Origin of the sequence: Pseudomonas pseudonitroreducens (assembly GCF_021603645.1) — a bacterium.
GTDB classification, from domain to species: Bacteria; Pseudomonadota; Gammaproteobacteria; order Pseudomonadales; family Pseudomonadaceae; genus Pseudomonas; species Pseudomonas pseudonitroreducens.
Genome location: NZ_BQHJ01000008.1, coordinates 80238 through 99072, shown reverse-complemented (window position 1 = coordinate 99072; position 18835 = coordinate 80238). Strand labels below are relative to the sequence as shown.

The following is an 18835-nucleotide window of genomic DNA, read 5'->3' as shown; positions in this document are numbered from 1 at the left end:
GATGAGCGCGCTGAGCAATAAATAGTTACGGTCACTTGGCAGTGCCAGGGGATGCAGATGCGTCGGTTGCCGCCAATGAACGGTCAGGGTGAGGCCATTCGCCAGGGGCCGCTATCGGCCATTAGCGGACATTGAGCAGCCCTGCCCGATTCAGCCCAAGGCCCCACGCTTTTCCACGAGGAAGTCGATCAGCGCCCGAACCTTGGCCGGCATCTGGGCGCGCGTTGGGGCATAAAGGTAGAAGCCGGGGAAGGACTGGCACCAGGGCTGCAACACGCGCACCAGTTCTCCGGATGCGAGTTGCTTGCGGACGCAGACGTCCAGGTACTTGATCAGCCCGACGCCCTGGACGGCGGCCTTGAGCATGCTCTCGTCGTCGTTGAAGACGACGCTGCCCCTTGGCTCGAACACCTGAGTGATTGTCTCATCCTCCGGCGACGTGAAAGCCCAGCGATCCAGCGTCCCACTGCTGGTGAAGCGGTAGGCGAGGCAATTGTGCTGGACCAGATCGGCCGGTGTCTGCGGGATGCCATGGCGCTTGAAATACGCCGGTGATCCGACGATCGCCATCTCGATTCGCGGTGTGATCGGCACGGCCACCATGTGCTCGTCCAGGCTCTCGCCCAGCCGAATCCCGACATCGGCTCCGTCGGCAATGATGTTGGCGAAGCCATCGTTGAGCACTAGTTCCAGCCGCAATCCGGGATAGCGGGAAAGGAATTCCCCCAGGTGAGGCTCCAGCAGTGTTCGTGCGGCGATGCGAGAGGAGTTGACTCGAATCAGACCCGTTGGCGCAGACGTCACCTCACTGAGCTCGGCAACGGCTGTGTCGATCATCTTCAACGCGGGCGCTACCGCCTCGAACAGGCGCCGCCCCTCCTCAGTCAGCGACATGTCCCGTGTCGTGCGATGCAACAACCGGACGTTGAGCTGCTGCTCAAGGCCTTTGAGGTGCTGTGAGAGTGCCGCCCGGGAAATTTCCATCTCCGTCGCGGCCTTGGTGAAACTGCGATGGCGGGCGATGTGGACAAACCAGGCCAGGCCGGGAAGCAGCGCAGGATTGATCGACATATTGTTTAGCCTTGCTTACGAGTCATGTCGATTTTGGCACGTTTTTCCAAAACAAAACTGGGCCTAGCATGAATCCATCGAGCAACGCCTTGTTGCTCACTCCCAGGAGCCAGGCTCATGCAACACATCCGCATTCAAACCCTCGATGGTCATGGCATCACACTCGCCGCTGATCTCCATCTGCCTGCCGGTTTCGACCAGAACAAACAGTACCCCACCATCGTCGTTGCCCACCCGGGCGGTGGCGTCAAGGAGCAGGCTTCCGGCCTGTATGCCCGCAAGCTGGCCGAACAAGGCTTCCTGGCAATCGCCTTCGATGCATCCTTCCAGGGTGAAAGCACCGGCTTGCCGCGCCAGCTGGAGAACCCCTACATCCGCACCGAAGACATCAGCGCCGTAATCGACTACCTGACGACTCTTGCGTACGTCGACGCCAACCGAATCGGCGCGATGGGTATCTGCGCAGGCGCCGGCTACACCGCCAATGCCGCGATCAATGACCGCCGCATCAAGGCTGTCGGTACGGTCAGCGCCGTGAACATCGGCCAGATGTTCCGCAACGGCTGGGAGAACACCGTCAAGGATGCCGAGGCCCTGCCGTACATCGAGCACGGCTCCCAGGCCCGCACCCAGGATGCACAAGGCAAGGAGCTGGCCACCCTGCCCCTGGCTCCGATGCGTGAAGAAGATGCCCCCAACGAAGAACTGCGCGAAGCCTGGGAGTACTACCACACCCCGCGCTGCGAACACCCCAATGCACCGGGCTTCATGACCGCCCGCAGCCTGCCGCAGATCATCACCTACGACGCCTACCACAAGGCCGAAGCCTTCCTGACCCAACCGTTGCAGATCGTCGCGGGCACCCGGGCCGGCAGCAAATGGATGAGCGATGACCTGCTCGCCCGCGCGGCCTCCGGCGACAAGCACCTGCACCTGATTGAGGGCGCCAACCACATGTCGCTCTATGACAAGCAACCCTATGTCGACGAAGCCGTGTCGGTGTTGGCCGGATTCTTCCAGAGCCGCCTATAAGCCATTCCCTTGTTCGGAGCACGCAGCATGACCTCCATCAAGCAAGTCACCTACCGCAACCTGGGCTGGGACTCGGCCGCCGACCTGTACCTGCCGCCGGGTTTCGATGAGAGCAGGAAATACCCCGCGATTGTCAGCACCCATCCCATTGGCAGCTGCAAGGAGCAGACATCAGGCAACATCTACGGCCAGCAACTGGCCGAACAGGGCTTCGTCGTACTCGCCTTCGACGCCAGCTTCCAGGGCGCCAGCGGTGGCGAACCGCGCTTCATCGAAGACCCGGCCATCCGCGTTTCCGACATCCGCTTGGCTATCGATTTCCTGGTCGCCCAGCCCTACGTGGATGCGCAACGCATCGGCGCCATCGGCATCTGCGGTGGCGGTGCCTACACCATCAACGCAGCGATCACTGACCACCGCATCAAAGCTCTCGTCTCGATTACCGGCGTCAACTTCGGACGGCTGATCCGCGAGGGTTTCAGCCAGTTCGATCCCCTCGGCGCCCTGAAAGCGATGGCGGCCCAGCGCACCGCAGAAGCCCAGGGTGCGGCACGCCATGTGATCGACTACCTCCCGGAGTCGGTGGAAGCCGGGAAACAGGCCGGCCTGACCGACATCGACGTGCTGGAGGCCACCGAGTACTACAAATCCGCACGCGGCCAGCAACCCAATGGTGCCACCAGTGGCCTGTTCTCCTTCAACAGTGCAGCGATGGCCTGGGATGCATTCGCCCATGCCGAAACGCTGCTGACCCAACCGCTGCTGGTGGTGATCGGCGACAAGCCCGGCGCCTTTGGCGCCTACCGCGACGGCTGGGAGATTTATGGCCGGGCGGCGTCCGCAGCCAAGCAGATTTTCGTCGCCGAAGGCTGGTCGCACTACGACCTCTACGACAAGCCGGAGCCGGTGGCCCTGGCCATGGCTCAGGTCGCGCCCTTCTTCAAGGAATACCTGTAGCCCGCACAAATCGCAGACACGGAGCGCCTCATGAAAAATGTACTCATCCTCGGCGCTACTGGGCAGATCGCCTCGTGGGTCGTACGAGGGCTTGGGCAACTGAGCGGAGTGCAGCAGACCTTACTGCTGCGCGACCCCAGGAAGCTTTCCGGAGCGGAGCCTGATAATGCTCGAGTGGTTATCGGCAACGTTCTGGATCAGGAACTGCTGCGCGAGGTCATGGATGGCCAGGACATCGTCTACGCGAACCTCAGCGGCGACGATCTGGAAGAGCAGGCACGCAGCGTGATCGATGCCATGCAGACCAGTAAGGTCAAGCGCCTGATCTTTGTCCTTTCACTGGGCATCTACGACGAAATCCCCGGCAAGTTTGGCCAGTGGAATCACGAAGTCATCGGCGAGCCGCTCAAGTACTACCGGCGCGCCGCCGATGCCATCGAAGCCTCAGGGCTGGATTTCACCATCCTGCGCCCAGCGTGGCTGACCGACGAGGACGAAGTGGACTACGAAACCACCGGCAAGGGTGAGCCATTCAAGGGCACGGTGGTGTCGCGCAGGAGCGTGGGTGACCTGATCATTCATCTGATCCGAAACCCCGGCCTGCATATTGGCGCGAATCTGGGCGTGAATAAACCCGGGAGCGATGGCGACAAGCCCTACTTCATGTAGTCCCTGACGGGAGCGTTCCCGCCAGCCAAGTGGTGGGGACGACATGGAGCCCGGATGGCGTCCTACCTGAACGTCCGATTTGGGTCGGTAGCTGCCTCTTAGCAACATGCCGGATGGATGGCCTGGCTTGACCTCTTCCAGCCTTCCCCATAACCTCCCGTCGCCCCTGTGAAAGCGACAGGGGTACGGGTTTGGCGACCCGAAATCCACAGCGCGACCGCGCCTACAGCGCTGCGACGTATTCCTACGTTCGTAGTGTCTTGCTATGGCAGGCCGCGCAGGGAGACCTTCGGGTCTGCCGGTCCTGTGGTTCCGGTTCGCCAACCTTGCGCGGTTCTGCCACCCCTACCGTTTGGCGACGGGGGAGTGGCCTTTCTGGATTAACCACAAAGGTCTCAACTCCATGGACGACATCTACGTTCCCACCGTTTTCCACCGCTACAACCGCTCCCTGCGCGGCGTATTGATCGACAACCAGCCCTGGTTGGTCGCCCGCGAGCTGGGCTATCTGATCCGCGAGCGGGTCGAGTCTTATGTTCTTCGTCTGGATGAGGATCTGTTTCGCGAAGCGCGTCTGGTGACGGGCGGCGGCGAGGAGGTCGTGTGGCTGGTGAATGACTTTGGTGCCTTCCATGTGCTGCAGCGGTTTCGCGATCCGGAGCATCGGGAGCTACGCATGTGGCTAACCGGCCATGTGCTGCCGACTCTTAGAGATCAGGGCAGCGTGGCTGCGGGGCTGCCAACTCGGATGCAGGCGAAGGGTGAGGGGCGCCCGTTGGCGGTGCTGGATTGGCAGGGGGAGTTGTGGGTGCCGATGGGGGAGGTGCCGCGGTTGATGCGCGGGGAAAGGCGCGGGAGATGGTGGCGGAGGGAGTAGGGAGCGGGGATGTTGGAAAGCGCCTGTCGGCGCTGTTCGCGGGCATGGCACGCTCCTACAAGAGCAAGAGCCCCTCACCCTAACCCTCTCCCGCAAGCGGGAGAGGGGACCGTTCAGCGTCAGGGCAAGCCTTGGCGTTAGCCGGTGGGCATGTCCCAGCTAGCCGTCACGCAGCCGGCGGGGTGCCTTCGGCGTTGGCGACCACGGCGTCGATCTGGATCGCCGCGCCCTTGGGCAGGGCCGAGACGCCGACGGTACGGCGCGCGGGAGTGCCACCCGGGAAGAAGGTCGCGTACACCTCGTCCACCGCCGCGATGTCGTCGAGGTTGGTGAGGAAGAGGTTGACCTTCACTACGTCGGCCAGCGCATGGTCGATGCTTTCGACGATGGCCTTGAGGTGCCTGAAGCACTGCGCGGCCTGTTCCTTCACGCCACCGGCCACCAGCTCACCGGTCTTCACATCCAGCGGCAGCTGGGCGGAGATGTGGTTGTAGTGGGAGAAGGCGACGGTCTGGGTGGAGTAGGGGCAGCGCGGTGCGGCGTCGGTGTTGTGCGCCTTGATGACGATGCCGTGGCGGTCTTCCACCGCTTGCGGCGGAGTGCCGTCGCCATGGGAGACCACGGCTTCGATCTGCACCAGGGCATCCAGCGGCAGGGCTTTCGCCGCTACCACGGTGCGCGCCGGGAAGTAGCCGACGGCGCGGGCGATGGCGGAGTCGGGGAAGAAGGTGGTGTAGACCTGGTTCACCGCTTCCATGTCGGCGAGGTTCTTGACGAAGACGGTGATGCGCACGATGTCGTCGAAGGGCACGTCGATGCCTTCGAGGATGTTCTTGATGTTGCGCAGACACTGCGCGGTCTGTTCCTTGACGCCGCCGGCGACCAGTTTGCCGGTGCGCGGGTCGATGGGCAGTTGCGCGGAGAGGTTGTTGTAGTGGGAGAAGGCGACCGACTGGGTGGACAGCGGGCTCAGCGGCGCGCTCTCGGTGCTGCCCTCGACCTTGATCAGGTCGCCAGCCTGCGGTGCGTTGGGGATGGTGCCCTCGCCGCAGGTGATGAGGGCCTCGATCTGCACCTGGGCGCCCAGCGGCAGCGCTGCCACGCCGACGGTGGTGAGGGTCGGGAGGTAGTTGGGGAAGAAGCCTGCGTGGACTTTACCGACGGTTTCGGCGTCGGCGATGTTGGTCAGGAAGACCGAGATGCGCACGCTGTCATCGAGCGTGTGGCCGATGCTTTCCACCACGGCCTTGAGGTTCCTGTAGCACTGCTCGGCCTGCTCCTTGACGCCGCCGGCGACCAGTTTGCCGCTGGCCGGGTCGATGGGCAGTTGTGCCGACAGGTTGTTGTAGTGGGAGAAAGCGACGGTTTGCGAATAAGGGCCGGTGCCCTGGGGGGCCTTGTCGGTATTTCTCGCCAGTACTGCGTTGTAGCCACTCATGAGGGTGCTCCCTGGTTTGCTGGGAATCCGTGGGTTTCGTGGCAAAGGCTCAGTCTGGTTCGTTATCGGTCGTTGCCACTGTTGATTCAGACGACGGACATCGAACTCGTCGAGAGGCGCGCAGACTATCGAGTCTCCAGGGTGGACCCCTTTGACTTAAGGCAAGCGTAGTGGGGTCTTCTTACCGGGTTGTTTCAATTGGCGATGGACGTTAGTCGGGATTGTTTGCACGCGGGGTGCGATGGGCAGGAGTGAGTACTTCCGTGGAAGCCCGGTGTCAGAGCTTTTCCCTCACCCCAGCCCTCTCCCATGGGGAGAGGGGGAGGCTGTGCCGGCTGACGATGCGTTTTCATCCTGCACGAGCAGGGCGCGGAGCCAGGTTCAGGGTGACGGACTCTTGGCGCTCAACTCAGAAGATGTAGTCGGTGGTCAGGAAGCTCGAGTCGCGGTCGCGGATGATCTGGCTGATCAGTTCCTTGTTGGCGTCGGTGAAGCGCGTGGCCACCAGCGTGCGGATGGAGAAGGTGCGCAGGGCGTCGTGGACGGAGAGGGTGCCTTCGGCGGAGTTCTTGCGGCCGTTGAAGGGGTAGCTGTCCGGGCCGCGCTGGCACTGGGCGTTGATGTTGATACGGCCGACCTGGTTGACGAAGGCATCCACCAGCGGGCCGACCTGCGCCGGGTCGTTGCCGAACAGGCTGAGTTGCTGGCCATAGTCGGACTGCAGGACGTAGTCGATCACTTGCTTCAGGTCGCGGTAGGGCACCACGGGCACCAGCGGGCCGAACTGTTCCTCGTTGTACAGGCGCATGTCGGCACGCACCGGGCTGAGCAGGGCGGGGTAGAAGAAGCTTTCGCGGCTCTCGCCGCCGCCTTGGTTGATGACCTTGGCGCCCTTGGCCAGGGCGTCTTCCAGCAAACCCTTGAGGTAATCGACCTTGCCTGGTTCGGGCAGCGGCGTCAGTGCCACGCCGGGCTCCCAGGGCATGCCGGGCTTGAGTTCGGCGAGCTTGGCGCTGAACTTGTCGAGGAAGCTGTCCAGCACGTCTTCGTGGACGAAGAGGATCTTCAGTGCGGTGCAGCGCTGGCCGTTGAAGGAGAGGGCGCCGGTGATGGCTTCGCTGACGGCGTTGTCGAGGTCGACACTGGGCAGGACGATGCCGGGGTTCTTCGCATCCAGCCCCAGTGCGGCGCGCAGGCGGTGCGGGCGTGGATGCAGTTTCTTCAGGTCGGCGGCGCCGGAGTGGGTGCCGATGAAGGCGAAGACGTCGACCTTGCCGCTGGCCATCAGCGCGCTGACGGTCTCGCGGCCGCGCCCGTAGATAACGTTGATCACCCCCGGCGGGAAGCTGTCGCGGAAGGCTTCGAGTAGCGGGCGGATCAGCAGAACGCCGAACTTGGCGGGCTTGAAGACCACGGTGTTGCCCATGATCAGCGCCGGGATCAGGGTGGTGAAGGTCTCGTTCAGCGGGTAGTTGTACGGGCCCATGCACAACGCCACGCCCAGCGGTACGCGGCGAATCTGCCCGAGGGTGCCCTGTTCCAGTTCGAAGCGGCTGGAACGGCGGTCCAGCGCCTTGAGCGCCTCGATGGTGTCGACGATGTAGTCGCAGGTGCGGTCGAATTCCTTTTCCGAATCCTTGAGGTTCTTGCCGATCTCCCACATCAGCAACTTGATCACGGCGCTGCGCTGCTCGCGCATGCGGGCGAGGAAGCGCTCGACATGGGCGATGCGCTCGGCCACGCGCAGGTTGGGCCATTCGCCCTGGCCGTTGTCGTAGGCGGCCACGGCGGCATCCAGCGCGGCGAGGGCGGCGTCGGCGTCGAGCAGCGGCGTACTGCCGAGGATGACCTGTTCGTCACCCTGGTCGGTGGCGAGGAACACCGGGCTGCGCACCGGGGCGAGCGGACCGTCCCAGCGGCGCATCTCGCCGTTGACCAGGTATTCGCGTTGCTCGACGGGCGCGTCGGGGCGCCAGGTGTCGGGGATGTCCGTGAGGCGGGGGAACAGATGGTCGAGCTTGTGGGTAGCGGGCATGACTCATCCCTCGGGGAAAGGTGGGCGACTGGTCTGTTTTAGAGCGTAGCTACGGATTAGTAAATCGATTCAGCTCCGAGAGTACAGGCGGCGCCTGTGTAGGGCGAATAGCCGCTCGCGGTTATCCGCCTTCGGGCTCGGCGCAGGGGATTGGCGGATAACGCGTGCCGCGTTATGCGCCCTACGGGTGTTTAGCCGGTTGCGGGGGCTGCAGGAGTTCCTGCTGCTCGGCGTAGCGGGCGCGGATGTCGAAATCGCGGGGCCAGGTGGGTTGGGCGGGGGCTTTCGGAGTTGCGGAGGAAGTCACGGGCGATACCTCGTTGCAGGAATCCGGTTGGCGGGCGATTCGGGGCTCGCTGGGTGTTTTGGCGTGGGGGTTGATGGGTATCGCTGCGCTCCACGCCATCCTACGGGTGCCCGAGTGGGCCTCGTGCGTAGGATGGGTGGAGCGCAGCGATACCCATCGATCAATGCCTCAGACAAACAACGACAGCAGCAGGATGAAGCCCAGGCCGACCACCGAGAGGATGGTTTCCATGGCGGTCCAGGTCTTGAAGGTCTCCATCACGCTCATGTTGAAGTACTGCTTCACCAGCCAGAAGCCGGCGTCGTTGACGTGGGACAGGATCAGCGAGCCGGCGCCGGTGGCCAGTACCAGCAGTTCGCGGTTGACGCCGGGGATCAGGTCGATCACCGGCACCACGATGCCTGCGCCGGTGATGGTGGCGACGGTGGCGGAGCCGGTGGCGATGCGGATTACCGCGGCGACCAGCCAGGCCAGGAGGATCGGCGAAATCTGCGCGTGCACTGCCATGTGGCCGATCACGTCGCCTACGCCGCTGGCCACCAGCATCTGTTTGAAGCCGCCGCCGGCACCGATGATCATGACGATGGCGGCGGTGGGCGCGAGGCTCTGGTCGAGCAGCTTGAGGATCTTCTTCGAGTCGAAGCCGCGGGCATGGCCGAAGGTGTAGAGCGACAGCAGCAGGGCCAGCAGCAGGGCGGTGATCGGGTGGCCGATCATGTCCAGCCAGGCACGCACCACGTGGCCGTCGGCGAGCATCACGTCGGCGAAGGTTTTCAGCAGCATCAGGAACACCGGCAGCAGCACGGTGAACAGGGTGACGCCGAAGCTGGGCAGGTTGCTGGTGTCCGGCTCGTGGGCAATCTGTGCGACCAGTTCTTCATTGGGCTGGCCGGGGATCATCTTCGAAATCCACGCGCCGAAGATCGGGCCGGCGATGGCGGCGGTAGGCAGGGCGACCAGCAGGCCATAGAAGATGGTCTTGCCGATATCGGCGCCGAACACGCCGATGGCCAGCAGCGGGCCCGGGTGCGGCGGCACCAGGCCATGCACCGCGGAGAGGCCGGCGAGCAGCGGGATGCCGATCTTGATCAGCGACACGCCGCTGCGCCGGGCGACGATGAACACTAGCGGCACCAGCAGGATGAAGCCGATCTCGAAGAACAGCGGGATGCCCACCAGGAAGGCGGCGAACATCATCGCCCAGTGCACGCGCTGCTTGCCGAAGGCCTGGATCAGCGTGCGGGCGATCTGATCGGCGCCGCCGGATTCGGCCATCATCTTGCCGAGCATGGTGCCCAACGCGAGGATGATGCCGACGAAGCCGAGCACGCCGCCGAAGCCGTCCTGGAAGGATTTGACGATGGTCGCCACGGGCATGCCGGAGGTCAGGCCGAGGAAGCCGGCAGCGATGATCAGGGCGACGAAGGGATGGATCTTGAAGCGGGTGATCAGCAGGATCAGGCCGATGATGGTGACCACCGCATCCAGCAGCAGATAAGTCTCGTGGGACATGCCGAGCATGGGGCTCTCCTGTTGTTGTCGTTGTGTGCCGGAGCGGCTCTTCTCTTTGATGCAGAGAGTTTGGTGAATTGAGATAGCGCTATCTTTGGCGGGCAGGCGCTATCAAGGTCGGTCGCTGGAATGCTGTCGCCACCACAGGTGCGCGGCTTCGGCCAGGTCGTCGACCGGGCGGGTGGCATCCAGGTGCAGGGTCAGCGGTTCGCTCAGCGGCGGTTCGAGGGCGGCGAACTGGCTGTCGATCAGGCTGGCCGGCATGAAGTGCCCGGGACGCGTGGCGACGCGCTCGGCGGCGGCGTCACGGGTCAGCTCCAGGAACACCACGCCCAGGCCGGGCACCGCGCGGCGCAGGCGTTCGCGGTAGATCAGCTTGAGCGCGGAGCAGGTCAGCACCGGGCGCTGGCCGGCAGCGATAGCCTTCTGCAGCTCGGCGGCGAGGGTGTCGAGCCAACCGGCGCGGTCCTCGTCGGTGAGCGGGATGCCGGCGCTCATCTTCTCGATGTTGGCAGCGGGGTGGAAGGAATCGCCTTCGATGGCGAACGCGCCGTTGCGCAGGCAGAGCGCCTCGCCGACGCTGGATTTGCCGCATCCGGAGACGCCCATGATGAGGACGGCATCGATGGAGGGGGTCATGGAGAGCCTCATTGCTGAGACAGCGCTATCTTTGTTGGGCGTAACGAAAAGCATCGGGCTGCCTCCGTATTCTTGTCATTCTAGTCGGTCTGTCTCGGCGCTCTCGACAGGGGTGATCTGTCGGCGGGCAAGGGACCGGTTGAGCCGGCCTCAGGCAATTGCCCTGGTCGCGAGACAGCGCTACCTTAGTGCCTCGATTTTTGTTTGGCAATACGCCCGATGACCGTCAAGAAGAACGACAAGAAGAACGACAAAAGCTCCCGAACCACCGGCCGACCGACACTGGATGAAGTGGCGCGCCGCGCCGGAGTAAGCCCGATTACCGCTTCGCGGGCCCTGCGTGGGGTGAGCACGGTGGCCGAGGAGCTGGCGGAAAAGGTCCGACAGGCGGCCAGCGAACTGGGCTACGTGGCCAACCCGGCCGCTCGCGCGCTGGCCTCCAAGCAGAGCCACAACATCGTGGTGCTGGTGCCGTCGCTGGCGAACCAGTTGTTCATCGAAACCCTCGAAGCCATTCACGCGGTGATGCACCCGCGCGGGCTCGAAGTGCTGATCGGCAACTACCACTATTCCCGTGACGAAGAAGAGAACCTGCTGCGCAACTACCTTGCCTATCAACCGCGCGGCCTGTTGCTGACCGGCTTCGACCGCACCGAGAGCGCACGGCGGATGATCGAGGCGAGCGGCGTGCCGAGCGTCTACATGATGGACCTCGACCCTGGCGCCGGGCTGCACTGCGTGGGCTTTTCGCAGATTCGTGCGGGGGAGGCGGCGGCGCAGCACCTGCTCAAGAGCGGTCGCAAACGCCTGGCCTACATCGGCGCGCAACTGGACCAGCGCACCCTCCTGCGCGGCGAAGGTTACCGCCGCGCGTTGCAGCAGGCCGGCTGCTACGACCCTGCGCTGGAAATCCTCACGCCGCGCCCGTCTTCGGTGGGCCTGGGCGGGGAGTTGTTCCGCCAGTTGCTGGCCAGCCAGCCGCAGGTGGAGGGCATCTTCTTCGGCAACGATGACCTGGCTCACGGCGCCTTGCTGGAAGCCATGCGCCACGGCATCCGCATCCCCGAACAGGTGGCGGTGCTGGGCTTCAACGACCTGCCCAGCTCGGAATTCATGGTGCCGCGCCTGTCCAGCATCCGCACCCCGCGCAAGGCCATCGGCACCCACGCAGCGGAACGCCTGCTCGACCTGATCAACGACAAGCCAGTGAGCGAGCCGGTGATGGACCTGGGCTTCGAGTTGATGGTGCGGGAGAGTAGTTGAACCAGAGATTCACCCTGGCTATTGGGTAGAATCGGCGCAAGATCACGTCCGTATATCAAGGAAAGATAATGGAGGCGGGTAACTCTCTGGCGAAGGTGGTACTTCTAGTTCTGCTGCCCGCAGTGGTTCACTTCGTGGGCATTGGCCTGCAGAACAACGTGAACCAGGGCTATGTGGACCAGTGGTTCATTGGAAACTACTTTTTCATGGCCGCTCCGCACCTTCTGATGGCGGTCCTCGCCGCGGTATCGGTATTGCGCAGGAACACGCTGGTTCAGATCCTGATTGGTCTGAACGTCGTCCTCATTGCATTTACTTGCTACATCCACGGCTTCGTTTCCCCTCGGGAGACGGGGCTGGCCTGGGTGCTGTATTACCCGCTTTGCGCCCTGTTCCTTCTGGCATACGGGGCAATCAGATATGTGGTTGGCCGCCGCAAGGCATAGCGCAGGTTCTTTGTAGGAGCGAGCTTGCTCGCGAACAGACTCCCCGGCGGCACAGGCGTCCAGCGGTTCGCGAGCAAGCTCGCTCCTACAATAAGCAGGTTCCCGCAGATATCTCGCGCATAAAAAAGCCCGCTGGAGCGGCGGGCTGAATGCGGAGGCAAAACAAGTCGGCGGGCAAGCCGCCGGAGCAATCACTCAATACGCATCGCTCATTCCATCGGTGATGGTGATGCCCTGCTTGCGCATTTCCTGGATCAACCCGGCGCGGGTGCCGGGCAGGTTCATCAGGGCCTGGTAGCGCGTGGCCTTGACCTCTTCGGCGGTGTACGGCTTGAACTCGGCGGGCATGCTGTCGCCAGCCATGCCGTCCTTGCGCAGCAGCCAGTTGAGCAGGTCGGCCAGTTGCGCGTCGTTCAACGCAGACTGCGACATGCCCGGCACGCGCACGAGGAATTGCCGGCCACCGTCCACCTTCAGGAAGTTGCCGACGAAGCCGTGCAGGCGCGGCGTGTCGTTGGCCTTGCTGCCGCTGCCTTCGGTGAGATGGCAGCCGGCGCACTGCAACTGGTAGTTGGTGGCCGGGGTGTAGCTGAGCTGGGAGATCGGCTTCTGCACCGCCTCGTTGCCGGGCGCCGGGCGCTGGTGCGGATCGGGGATCGCGCGGGCCTGGGCCAGCGGAGCGACCAGGCTGCAGAGCAGGGCGCCGACAACGAGACTACGCATGGGACTTCTCCGGACTCAGACCGCGACGCCGCGGATGATGGTGACGGTGCAGTTGTAGATGCGCGATTCCGCGCCCAGGCACCAGTTGACGTCGTTGTTGTTGAACGGACGGTACAGCGGTTCCTCGCTCTCGTTGCGGGTACAGGCGCACTGGGAGCAGCTGTGCTTACCGCAGCAGTCGTTATAGGAAATGATGTAGTCCTTGCCGTCTGCCGGGTTGCGGCAGGTGCCGATCCAGGTCACCTGGGATGCATCGGTACCGGGCGGGCAGGAGGTGGTGGTGCCGCCGCAGCAGGAGCAGAGGAAGCCGTCGATGGAGCAATAGCGCCAGTAGTCGCAGCTGTTCGGATCACCCGGATCGCCAGCCTTCGGCGCCTCGGCGGCGAGGGCCTTGGAGGTGCGGTCGATCGGCAGGATGATCGGCAGCGCCGCGCCGGCTACCAGCAGCGAGCCGAAGCGGCCCAGCAGCTTGCGCCGCGAGGTGACGTTGGCCACCTGGCGGGAGGAGCGCTCGAACAGGTTGTCGAGGAATTTCATTCTTGTTCTCTCCGTGATCAGTGGCTGTGGCCGTGGCTGGCGTCGTGGGTGTGCACGCCGTTGTGGCTGTGGCCATTCATGTACTGCTGCAGGGTGGCGCTGCCCAGGTGCTCGACCTCGAACAGGCTGTCCAGGTGCTCGCGGGAGTTCACCAGGCCCTTGGCGCGCAGCACGCCCTTGCTGTCGATCAGCGCGGCGTAGGGCAGCTTGCCGATCTGGTAGGTCATGCCGACTTCCGGGCCGACCACGTAGGCGGCTTTTTCCAGGCCGTGCTCGGCGATCAGCGCCTGCTGGGCGGCCATGTCGCCGTCGCTGACGTAGATCACTTCCAGTTCGCCGGCCTTGTCCTTGGCGATGGATTTGATCGCTGGCAGCAGCGATTTGCAGATCGGGCAGGTCGGCGAGAGGAAGAACAGCAGCTGGCCGCGCTCGCCTTCATAGCCGAAGTTGACCGGGCGACCGTGGCGGTCGGCGGCGGTGACTTTCGGCGCGGGCTCGTTGACGGCCACGCCCTTGTCGACCATCAGCGCGCCGGCCGGTGCGATGCGGCCATGCAGGACGCCGATCTGGCGCACCAGCGCCATCACGGTGAAGGCGAGGGCGATGAGCAGCACCCAGAGAAGAATGTTGGAAACGATCAGGCCTTCCATTTGTTCACCTTCCGATGAGTTTGAGCAGACGGGGATGGTTCGCCAGCAGGCTGTCGGCCGCGGCGTACAGGAGCAGGGTGACGGCGCTGGCCGCGAGGATCACGAAGGCGTCGAACACGCCCAGTTCGCGAGCTTGCGGAGCGCTGGCGGCGAGCAGGGCGAGCGCGGCGATGATCGCGTTGCGCAGCAGCAGCACCGGGCGCAGCGGTTGCATCTGGCCGGGGCCGGAGCAGCCGCAGTCGATGTCGCGGCGGCCGCGCCAGAGGTTGATGCCGATGGCGCCGGCGTAGAACAGGATCAGCGCCGTAGCGGCCAGGGCCGCCACATGACGGCTCGCCGGCACCAGCAGGGCGAAGGCGATGACGCCCTCGACCACCGGCAGCGCGCGGGCCGCCGGGCCGACCAGCGCGGCCGGCAGCAGGCCGTAGTCTTCGACCTGGCGGGCGAAGCGCATCGGCGCGCGCAGCTTGTGGCTGGCGGCGCTGGCGAGCAGCACCGCAACGGCCACGGCACTGGCGATGATCAGGATCGGATCGGAAAACATATCCGTACCTCTCGGGGATGACTTGCTAAAAAGGCTTAGTGGCTCAGGACCAGGATCGGCGTCTTGGCGATCTTGTCCATGGCGCCGTTGTACTTGCCGGTCTTCAGGTCGAAGATCTGCAGGCCGCCTTCGATGTCGGTGCCCAGCAGCAGCGGCTTGTCGTCGGTGGTGGCGTGCAGGCTCCACACCGGCTTGGGCGCTTCCAGGGTGCCGATCTTCTTCTGCGTCTTCAGGTCGTAGACCCAGATGAACGGGCTCGGGTCTTCCCATTTGCCGGCGCTGTGCTCTTCATGCATCAGCACGTACATGCGGTTCAGCTTGGGTGCCACGGCCATCAGCTGCCAGCCGCCGGTGCCCCAGCCTTTCTTGCGTTCTTCATCGGTGGTCAGCGACCAGCTCGGCAGCATCTTCGGCTTGTCGCCGGAAACGTCGACCGGCTTGACCATGCCGTCGGTGGTCACGAAGAAGTAGGTCTCGCCCACGGCCAGGCCGCGTTCGTTGAGCTTTTCCTTGTTCGGGTCGAAGAACGGCGTCTGGCTGCGGCCGGTTTCCTTGCCGTCGTCGCCGATCCTGGTGATCTGCAGCTGGCCGTCACCGCACAGCGAGGCGAAGGCGCGCTTGCCCACCGGGTAGTTGAGCACGCAGCCGCTGATGGCGATTTCGCTGGCGACCTTTTTCTCCTGCGTGTCGACCACGGTGACCGAGGTGGACGGAGTGAAGTTGTAGATGTAGACGAAGCGGTCGTCGGAGCTGGTGCCCAGGGCGTACTTCTGGGTCAGGATCGAGGCGCGCTTGGCCGGGATTTCCACTTCCCACTTCGGACGCAGGTTCGAGGTGTCCCAGGCGGTCAGCACATCGGTGCGCACGCCGCGGGTGCCGCGGGAGTAGAAGGTGTCGGCGGAGTACAGGGTCTTCTCGTCGTGGCTCAGGGTGGACGGAGCGACGAAGCCGGTGCTGACCATGCCGAGCATCTTCTTCTGCTCGGGGTCGACCACGGTGACGCGGCCGGCGATGAAGTTCTCGAACTCCACGTCGACGATGTAGGCGCGGTGCGGCGAGGGCGGGAACGGCAAGACGGTCTCACCGATGCTCTCGGTCGGCAGCTCGGCCTGGGCTGCGCCCATCGCGAGGCACGTGCTCAGCGCGAGGACCGATGGAGCGAGGAACCTGGCGACGCTCATTGGCGGGTACTCCCTTTTTCTTGTTGGCGGGCAATCTGTTGTTATCAGGCCGTCTGCGTGAGGCGGACAGCGGACGGAACATTGATGAGAGTCTGCCTGCGTCGGTGCTCGCCGGACTTGTTGTCCGTGCCATTTCCTTGTCTGGGGGTGACAGGGTGTCGCAGGGAGAAAGTGCAGCCCGCAAGCGGCGAACACGGCGGGAATTCTGCCGAACGGCAGTGATCGATGTCAGGCGTTTCGTCTTTTTTGGTGCGAAAAAGCTGCATCGTGCCCCGAAAATCCGCACAATGCACATTTGAGCTATCTTGAAACGCCGTTACACCCACCGGAAGTGTGCATTGTGAACAGTTCACAATGTTCGACATGCTCAAAATTTCCGCGTCGTTCCTGATTGGCTTTTCCGGCCCGCTATTTGCGTTGGCCGGGAGTCCTCAACCAATCCTCGCGGAGACCCCCCTCGATGAGTTCCCCCAGTGAGTTCCCCCTGAGCGCGACGCCCAGGGAAGGGCGCAAAGGCCTGCTGCCCATCGCCATGGTCCTGTTCAGCTTCACCTTCTTCACCGGCACCATGTTCGCCGGCGGCAAGATCGGCATGGCCTTCGACTTCGTAGACATGCTCTGGGTCGCCTTCATCGGCAACGTGCTGCTCGCCATCTACGCTGCCGCCCTGGGCCTGATCGCCTCGCGCAGCGGCCTTAACACCGTGCTGATGGGCCGGTTCTGCTTCGGTGAACGCGGCAGCAAGCTCTCCGACTTCCTCCTCGGCTTCGCCGAACTGGGCTGGTACGCCTGGGGCACCGCCACCGTGGCCATCGTGCTGGTGAAGATGCTGAGCCTGCCCGAGTGGCTGAATATTCCGCTGATGGTGGTATTCGGCCTGCTGTTCTCGATCACCGCGATCATCGGCTTCAAGGGCCTGGACATCATGTCCCGCGTGTCGGTGCCGCTGATGTTCATCCTGCTGGTGGCCTCGATGGTCATCGCCACCAACCACGCCGGCGGCTGGAGCGGCCTGCTGGCGAAGGAACCGAGCCAGACGCTGACCTTCTCCGCTGCCGTGACCATGGTCTTTGGCACCTTCGCCAGCGGCGCGACCCAGGCCACCAACTGGACGCGCATGGCCCGCAGCGGGCGCATCGCGGTGATCGCCAGCGTGGTTGCGTTCCTCATCGGCAACGGCCTGATGATCGTCGCCGGCGCCTGGTGCGCCATCGTCTACCAGAACGCCGACATCGTCGAAGTGATGGTGCTGCAGGGCCTGTCCTTCGCCGCGGTGATCATGCTCTGCCTGAACCTGTGGACCATCCAGGGCCCGACCATCTACAACGTCTCCGCCGCCGCCTGCCACCTGGTACGCAGCGAGCGTCGCCGCAGCATGACCCTGCTGGCTGCCGGTATCGGCATCATCCTCGCCATTGGCGGCATGTACGAATGGCTGATCCCGTTCCTGGTGCTGCTGGGCTCGATCATCCCGCCGCTGGGCGGCGTGATCATGGCCGACTACTGGTACCGCAACCGCGGCGAATACCCGGCGCTGGTGGGCACTCATATCCCGGCGTTCAACGTTTCCGGCCTGGTGTCCTACGCGGTCGGCGCCGGTCTGGCCTACGCCTCGCCGTGGATCGCGCCGCTGGTGGGCATCGCCGCCTCGGCCATCTGCTACATCGTCCTCACCGAAGTCACCCGCGCCCGCGCGCCGGTGGCCGAGCCGCGCGCTTGAGCCTGAGCGTCGAGGAAATCCTCCGCCTGCCGGGGCTGGAAAGCCTCGCGCTGCGGGCCGGCGCACGCAATGTGCATCGCAGCGTGCGCTGGTCCTATGTGGCGGAGAACGTCGGCATCGCCGACTGGGTGATGGGCGGTGAGCTGGTGTTCGTCACCGGCATCAACCACAGCCGTGACGAAGCCAACCTGCTGCAACTGGTGCGCGAAGGCGTCGCCAGCGGCATCGCCGGCATCGTCATCCTGACCGGTGACGAGTTCATCCAGCGCATTCCCGAGTCCGTGGTGCATCTGGCCGAGGTGGAAGGGCTGCCGCTGATCGAGCAGCCCTACGCGCTGAAGATGGTCATCGTCACCCACCTGATCGGCACGGCGCTGGTGCAGATGACCCAGGTGAAGACCTCGCGCCGGGACATCCTCGGCCAGCTGCTGAGCGGCGACTTCCCCAGCCTGGAAATCGTCCGCCGCCGTGCGCAACACCTGGATTTGCCGCTGGAAGTGCCGCGCCGACTGGTAGCGCTGCGGCTTTCCGGCGTCGACACGCTGTTCCAGCAGCATGAACCCGAGGAGGCCGAGCGCGCGTTGCAGCTGACCCGCCAGCGCCTGCTCGACCATCTGGAAAGCTGGCAGCAGGAACGCCCCGAGCGGTTGCCGGTGGTGATCCAGGGCGACCTGTTCGTCCTGCTGCTGGACGATTCCGAAACTGCCGAGCGCGCCGAGCTGCACGCCCTGGCCGCCGAGCTGCAACAGGAACTGGCGCCGCTGCGTGCTTATCTTGGACTTTCCGCCCGCGCCGACAGCTGCGCCGAATTCCCCCGCGCACTGCTTGAGGCGCGCCAGGCGCTGGATGTCGCCGAAGGCATGCAGGCGCCCGGTGGCGTCTGCGACTACCGTGAGCTGGGCGTGCTGCGCCTGCTGCGGGCGATTCCCGAGCGCGCGGTGATCGAGCAGTTCATGAAGGACACCCTCGGCCCGCTCAACGATACGGGCCGCAAACAGCCGCACCTGCTGATCGAGACGCTCGACGCGCTGGTCCAGGAAGGCGGCAACGCGCTCAAGGCGGCACAGCGCCTGGGCATCCATCGCAATACCCTGAACCAGCGGATCGCGCGCATCGAGGCCCTCAGCGGCCAGTCCCTGGACGACGCACAATTCCGCCTGAATACCTCCGTGGCGCTGCTCATCTGGCGTATGTCCAGCGCGCCGCGCCACGAATAGCCTGAAGAGGACCTAAG

18 protein-coding genes are annotated in these 18835 nt (G+C 64.3%); 8 read left to right on the top strand and 10 right to left on the bottom strand.

The window, feature by feature from the left end; all coding sequences use genetic code 11:
- Nucleotides 1-150 precede the first annotated feature (150 nt).
- Nucleotides 151-1071, bottom strand: a complete 921-nt coding sequence (locus L6D89_RS19950) for a LysR family transcriptional regulator (protein ID WP_236200904.1) — start codon at nucleotides 1069-1071, stop codon at nucleotides 151-153.
- Nucleotides 1072-1188: 117 nt separating this feature from the next.
- On the opposite strand from L6D89_RS19950, the gene L6D89_RS19945 reads away from it, so the two are divergent.
- The 4 genes from L6D89_RS19945 (at nucleotide 1189) to L6D89_RS19930 (ending at nucleotide 4606) form a co-directional block, all read left to right on the top strand.
- Nucleotides 1189-2103, top strand: coding sequence for an alpha/beta hydrolase (locus L6D89_RS19945; protein WP_236200903.1), 915 nt, complete (start codon nucleotides 1189-1191; stop codon nucleotides 2101-2103).
- A gap of 27 nt (nucleotides 2104-2130) precedes the next feature.
- A complete protein-coding gene (locus tag L6D89_RS19940) occupies nucleotides 2131-3060 on the top strand; it encodes an alpha/beta hydrolase (protein ID WP_236200902.1) in 930 nt (309 codons plus the stop codon).
- Nucleotides 3061-3090: 30 nt separating this feature from the next.
- Entirely contained in the window at nucleotides 3091-3729 is a 639-nt protein-coding gene (locus L6D89_RS19935) for an SDR family oxidoreductase (RefSeq protein ID WP_236200901.1), read from the top strand.
- Between the two features lie 403 nt (nucleotides 3730-4132).
- On the top strand, nucleotides 4133-4606 hold the full coding sequence (locus L6D89_RS19930; RefSeq protein ID WP_236200900.1) for a BRO-N domain-containing protein: 474 nt from the start codon (nucleotides 4133-4135) through the stop codon (nucleotides 4604-4606).
- Nucleotides 4607-4772: 166 nt separating this feature from the next.
- On the opposite strand, the gene L6D89_RS19925 is transcribed toward L6D89_RS19930, so the two are convergent.
- The 4 genes from L6D89_RS19925 to L6D89_RS19910 form a co-directional block, all read right to left on the bottom strand.
- On the bottom strand, nucleotides 4773-6044 hold the full coding sequence (locus L6D89_RS19925; RefSeq protein WP_236200899.1) for a RidA family protein: 1272 nt from the start codon (nucleotides 6042-6044) through the stop codon (nucleotides 4773-4775).
- A gap of 409 nt (nucleotides 6045-6453) precedes the next feature.
- Nucleotides 6454-8079, bottom strand: a complete 1626-nt coding sequence (locus L6D89_RS19920) for an NADP-dependent glyceraldehyde-3-phosphate dehydrogenase (protein WP_236200898.1) — start codon at nucleotides 8077-8079, stop codon at nucleotides 6454-6456.
- Between the two features lie 475 nt (nucleotides 8080-8554).
- Nucleotides 8555-9907, bottom strand: a complete 1353-nt coding sequence (locus L6D89_RS19915; RefSeq protein ID WP_024762473.1) for a GntP family permease — start codon at nucleotides 9905-9907, stop codon at nucleotides 8555-8557.
- Nucleotides 9908-10009: 102 nt separating this feature from the next.
- Nucleotides 10010-10537, bottom strand: coding sequence for a gluconokinase (locus L6D89_RS19910; protein ID WP_236200897.1), 528 nt, complete (start codon nucleotides 10535-10537; stop codon nucleotides 10010-10012).
- A 219-nt stretch (nucleotides 10538-10756) separates the two neighbouring features.
- Here L6D89_RS19910 and gntR point away from each other — a divergent pair, with 219 nt between their 5' ends.
- Nucleotides 10757-11800 (top strand): HTH-type transcriptional regulator GntR, encoded by a 1044-nt coding sequence (gene gntR / locus L6D89_RS19905; RefSeq protein ID WP_236200896.1) that lies wholly within the window; start codon nucleotides 10757-10759, stop codon nucleotides 11798-11800.
- Nucleotides 11801-11868: 68 nt separating this feature from the next.
- On the top strand, nucleotides 11869-12246 hold the full coding sequence (locus tag L6D89_RS19900; RefSeq protein ID WP_236200895.1) for a hypothetical protein: 378 nt from the start codon (nucleotides 11869-11871) through the stop codon (nucleotides 12244-12246).
- A 195-nt stretch (nucleotides 12247-12441) separates the two neighbouring features.
- On the opposite strand, the gene L6D89_RS19895 is transcribed toward L6D89_RS19900, so the two are convergent.
- The 5 genes from L6D89_RS19895 to L6D89_RS19875 are packed head-to-tail and all read right to left on the bottom strand — an operon-like array spanning nucleotide 12442 to nucleotide 15881.
- The gene (locus L6D89_RS19895) at nucleotides 12442-12969 is read right to left on the bottom strand and encodes a c-type cytochrome (RefSeq protein WP_024762476.1); all 528 of its coding nucleotides are present in this window, start codon (nucleotides 12967-12969) and stop codon (nucleotides 12442-12444) included.
- A 15-nt stretch (nucleotides 12970-12984) separates the two neighbouring features.
- On the bottom strand, nucleotides 12985-13506 hold the full coding sequence (locus L6D89_RS19890; protein ID WP_017518360.1) for a methylamine dehydrogenase light chain: 522 nt from the start codon (nucleotides 13504-13506) through the stop codon (nucleotides 12985-12987).
- A gap of 17 nt (nucleotides 13507-13523) precedes the next feature.
- A complete protein-coding gene (mauD, locus tag L6D89_RS19885; protein WP_054910258.1) occupies nucleotides 13524-14156 on the bottom strand; it encodes a methylamine dehydrogenase accessory protein MauD in 633 nt (210 codons plus the stop codon).
- A 4-nt stretch (nucleotides 14157-14160) separates the two neighbouring features.
- Nucleotides 14161-14700 carry a MauE/DoxX family redox-associated membrane protein gene (locus L6D89_RS19880; protein WP_236174023.1) on the bottom strand — a complete coding sequence of 180 codons (540 nt, stop codon included), beginning with the start codon at nucleotides 14698-14700 and terminating at the stop codon, nucleotides 14161-14163.
- A 35-nt stretch (nucleotides 14701-14735) separates the two neighbouring features.
- Nucleotides 14736-15881 (bottom strand): amine dehydrogenase large subunit, encoded by a 1146-nt coding sequence (locus L6D89_RS19875; protein ID WP_373873601.1) that lies wholly within the window; start codon nucleotides 15879-15881, stop codon nucleotides 14736-14738.
- Nucleotides 15882-16341: 460 nt separating this feature from the next.
- Between L6D89_RS19875 and codB the strand changes: the two genes are divergently transcribed.
- Together codB and L6D89_RS19865 are read left to right on the top strand one after the other, a co-directional pair.
- Nucleotides 16342-17601 (top strand): cytosine permease, encoded by a 1260-nt coding sequence (gene codB, locus L6D89_RS19870; protein WP_236174021.1) that lies wholly within the window; start codon nucleotides 16342-16344, stop codon nucleotides 17599-17601.
- Nucleotides 17598-18818, top strand: coding sequence for a PucR family transcriptional regulator (locus L6D89_RS19865; RefSeq protein WP_236200894.1), 1221 nt, complete (start codon nucleotides 17598-17600; stop codon nucleotides 18816-18818). The genes codB and L6D89_RS19865 overlap by 4 nt, the downstream gene beginning before the upstream one ends.
- The last annotated feature ends 17 nt before the right edge of the window (nucleotides 18819-18835 follow it).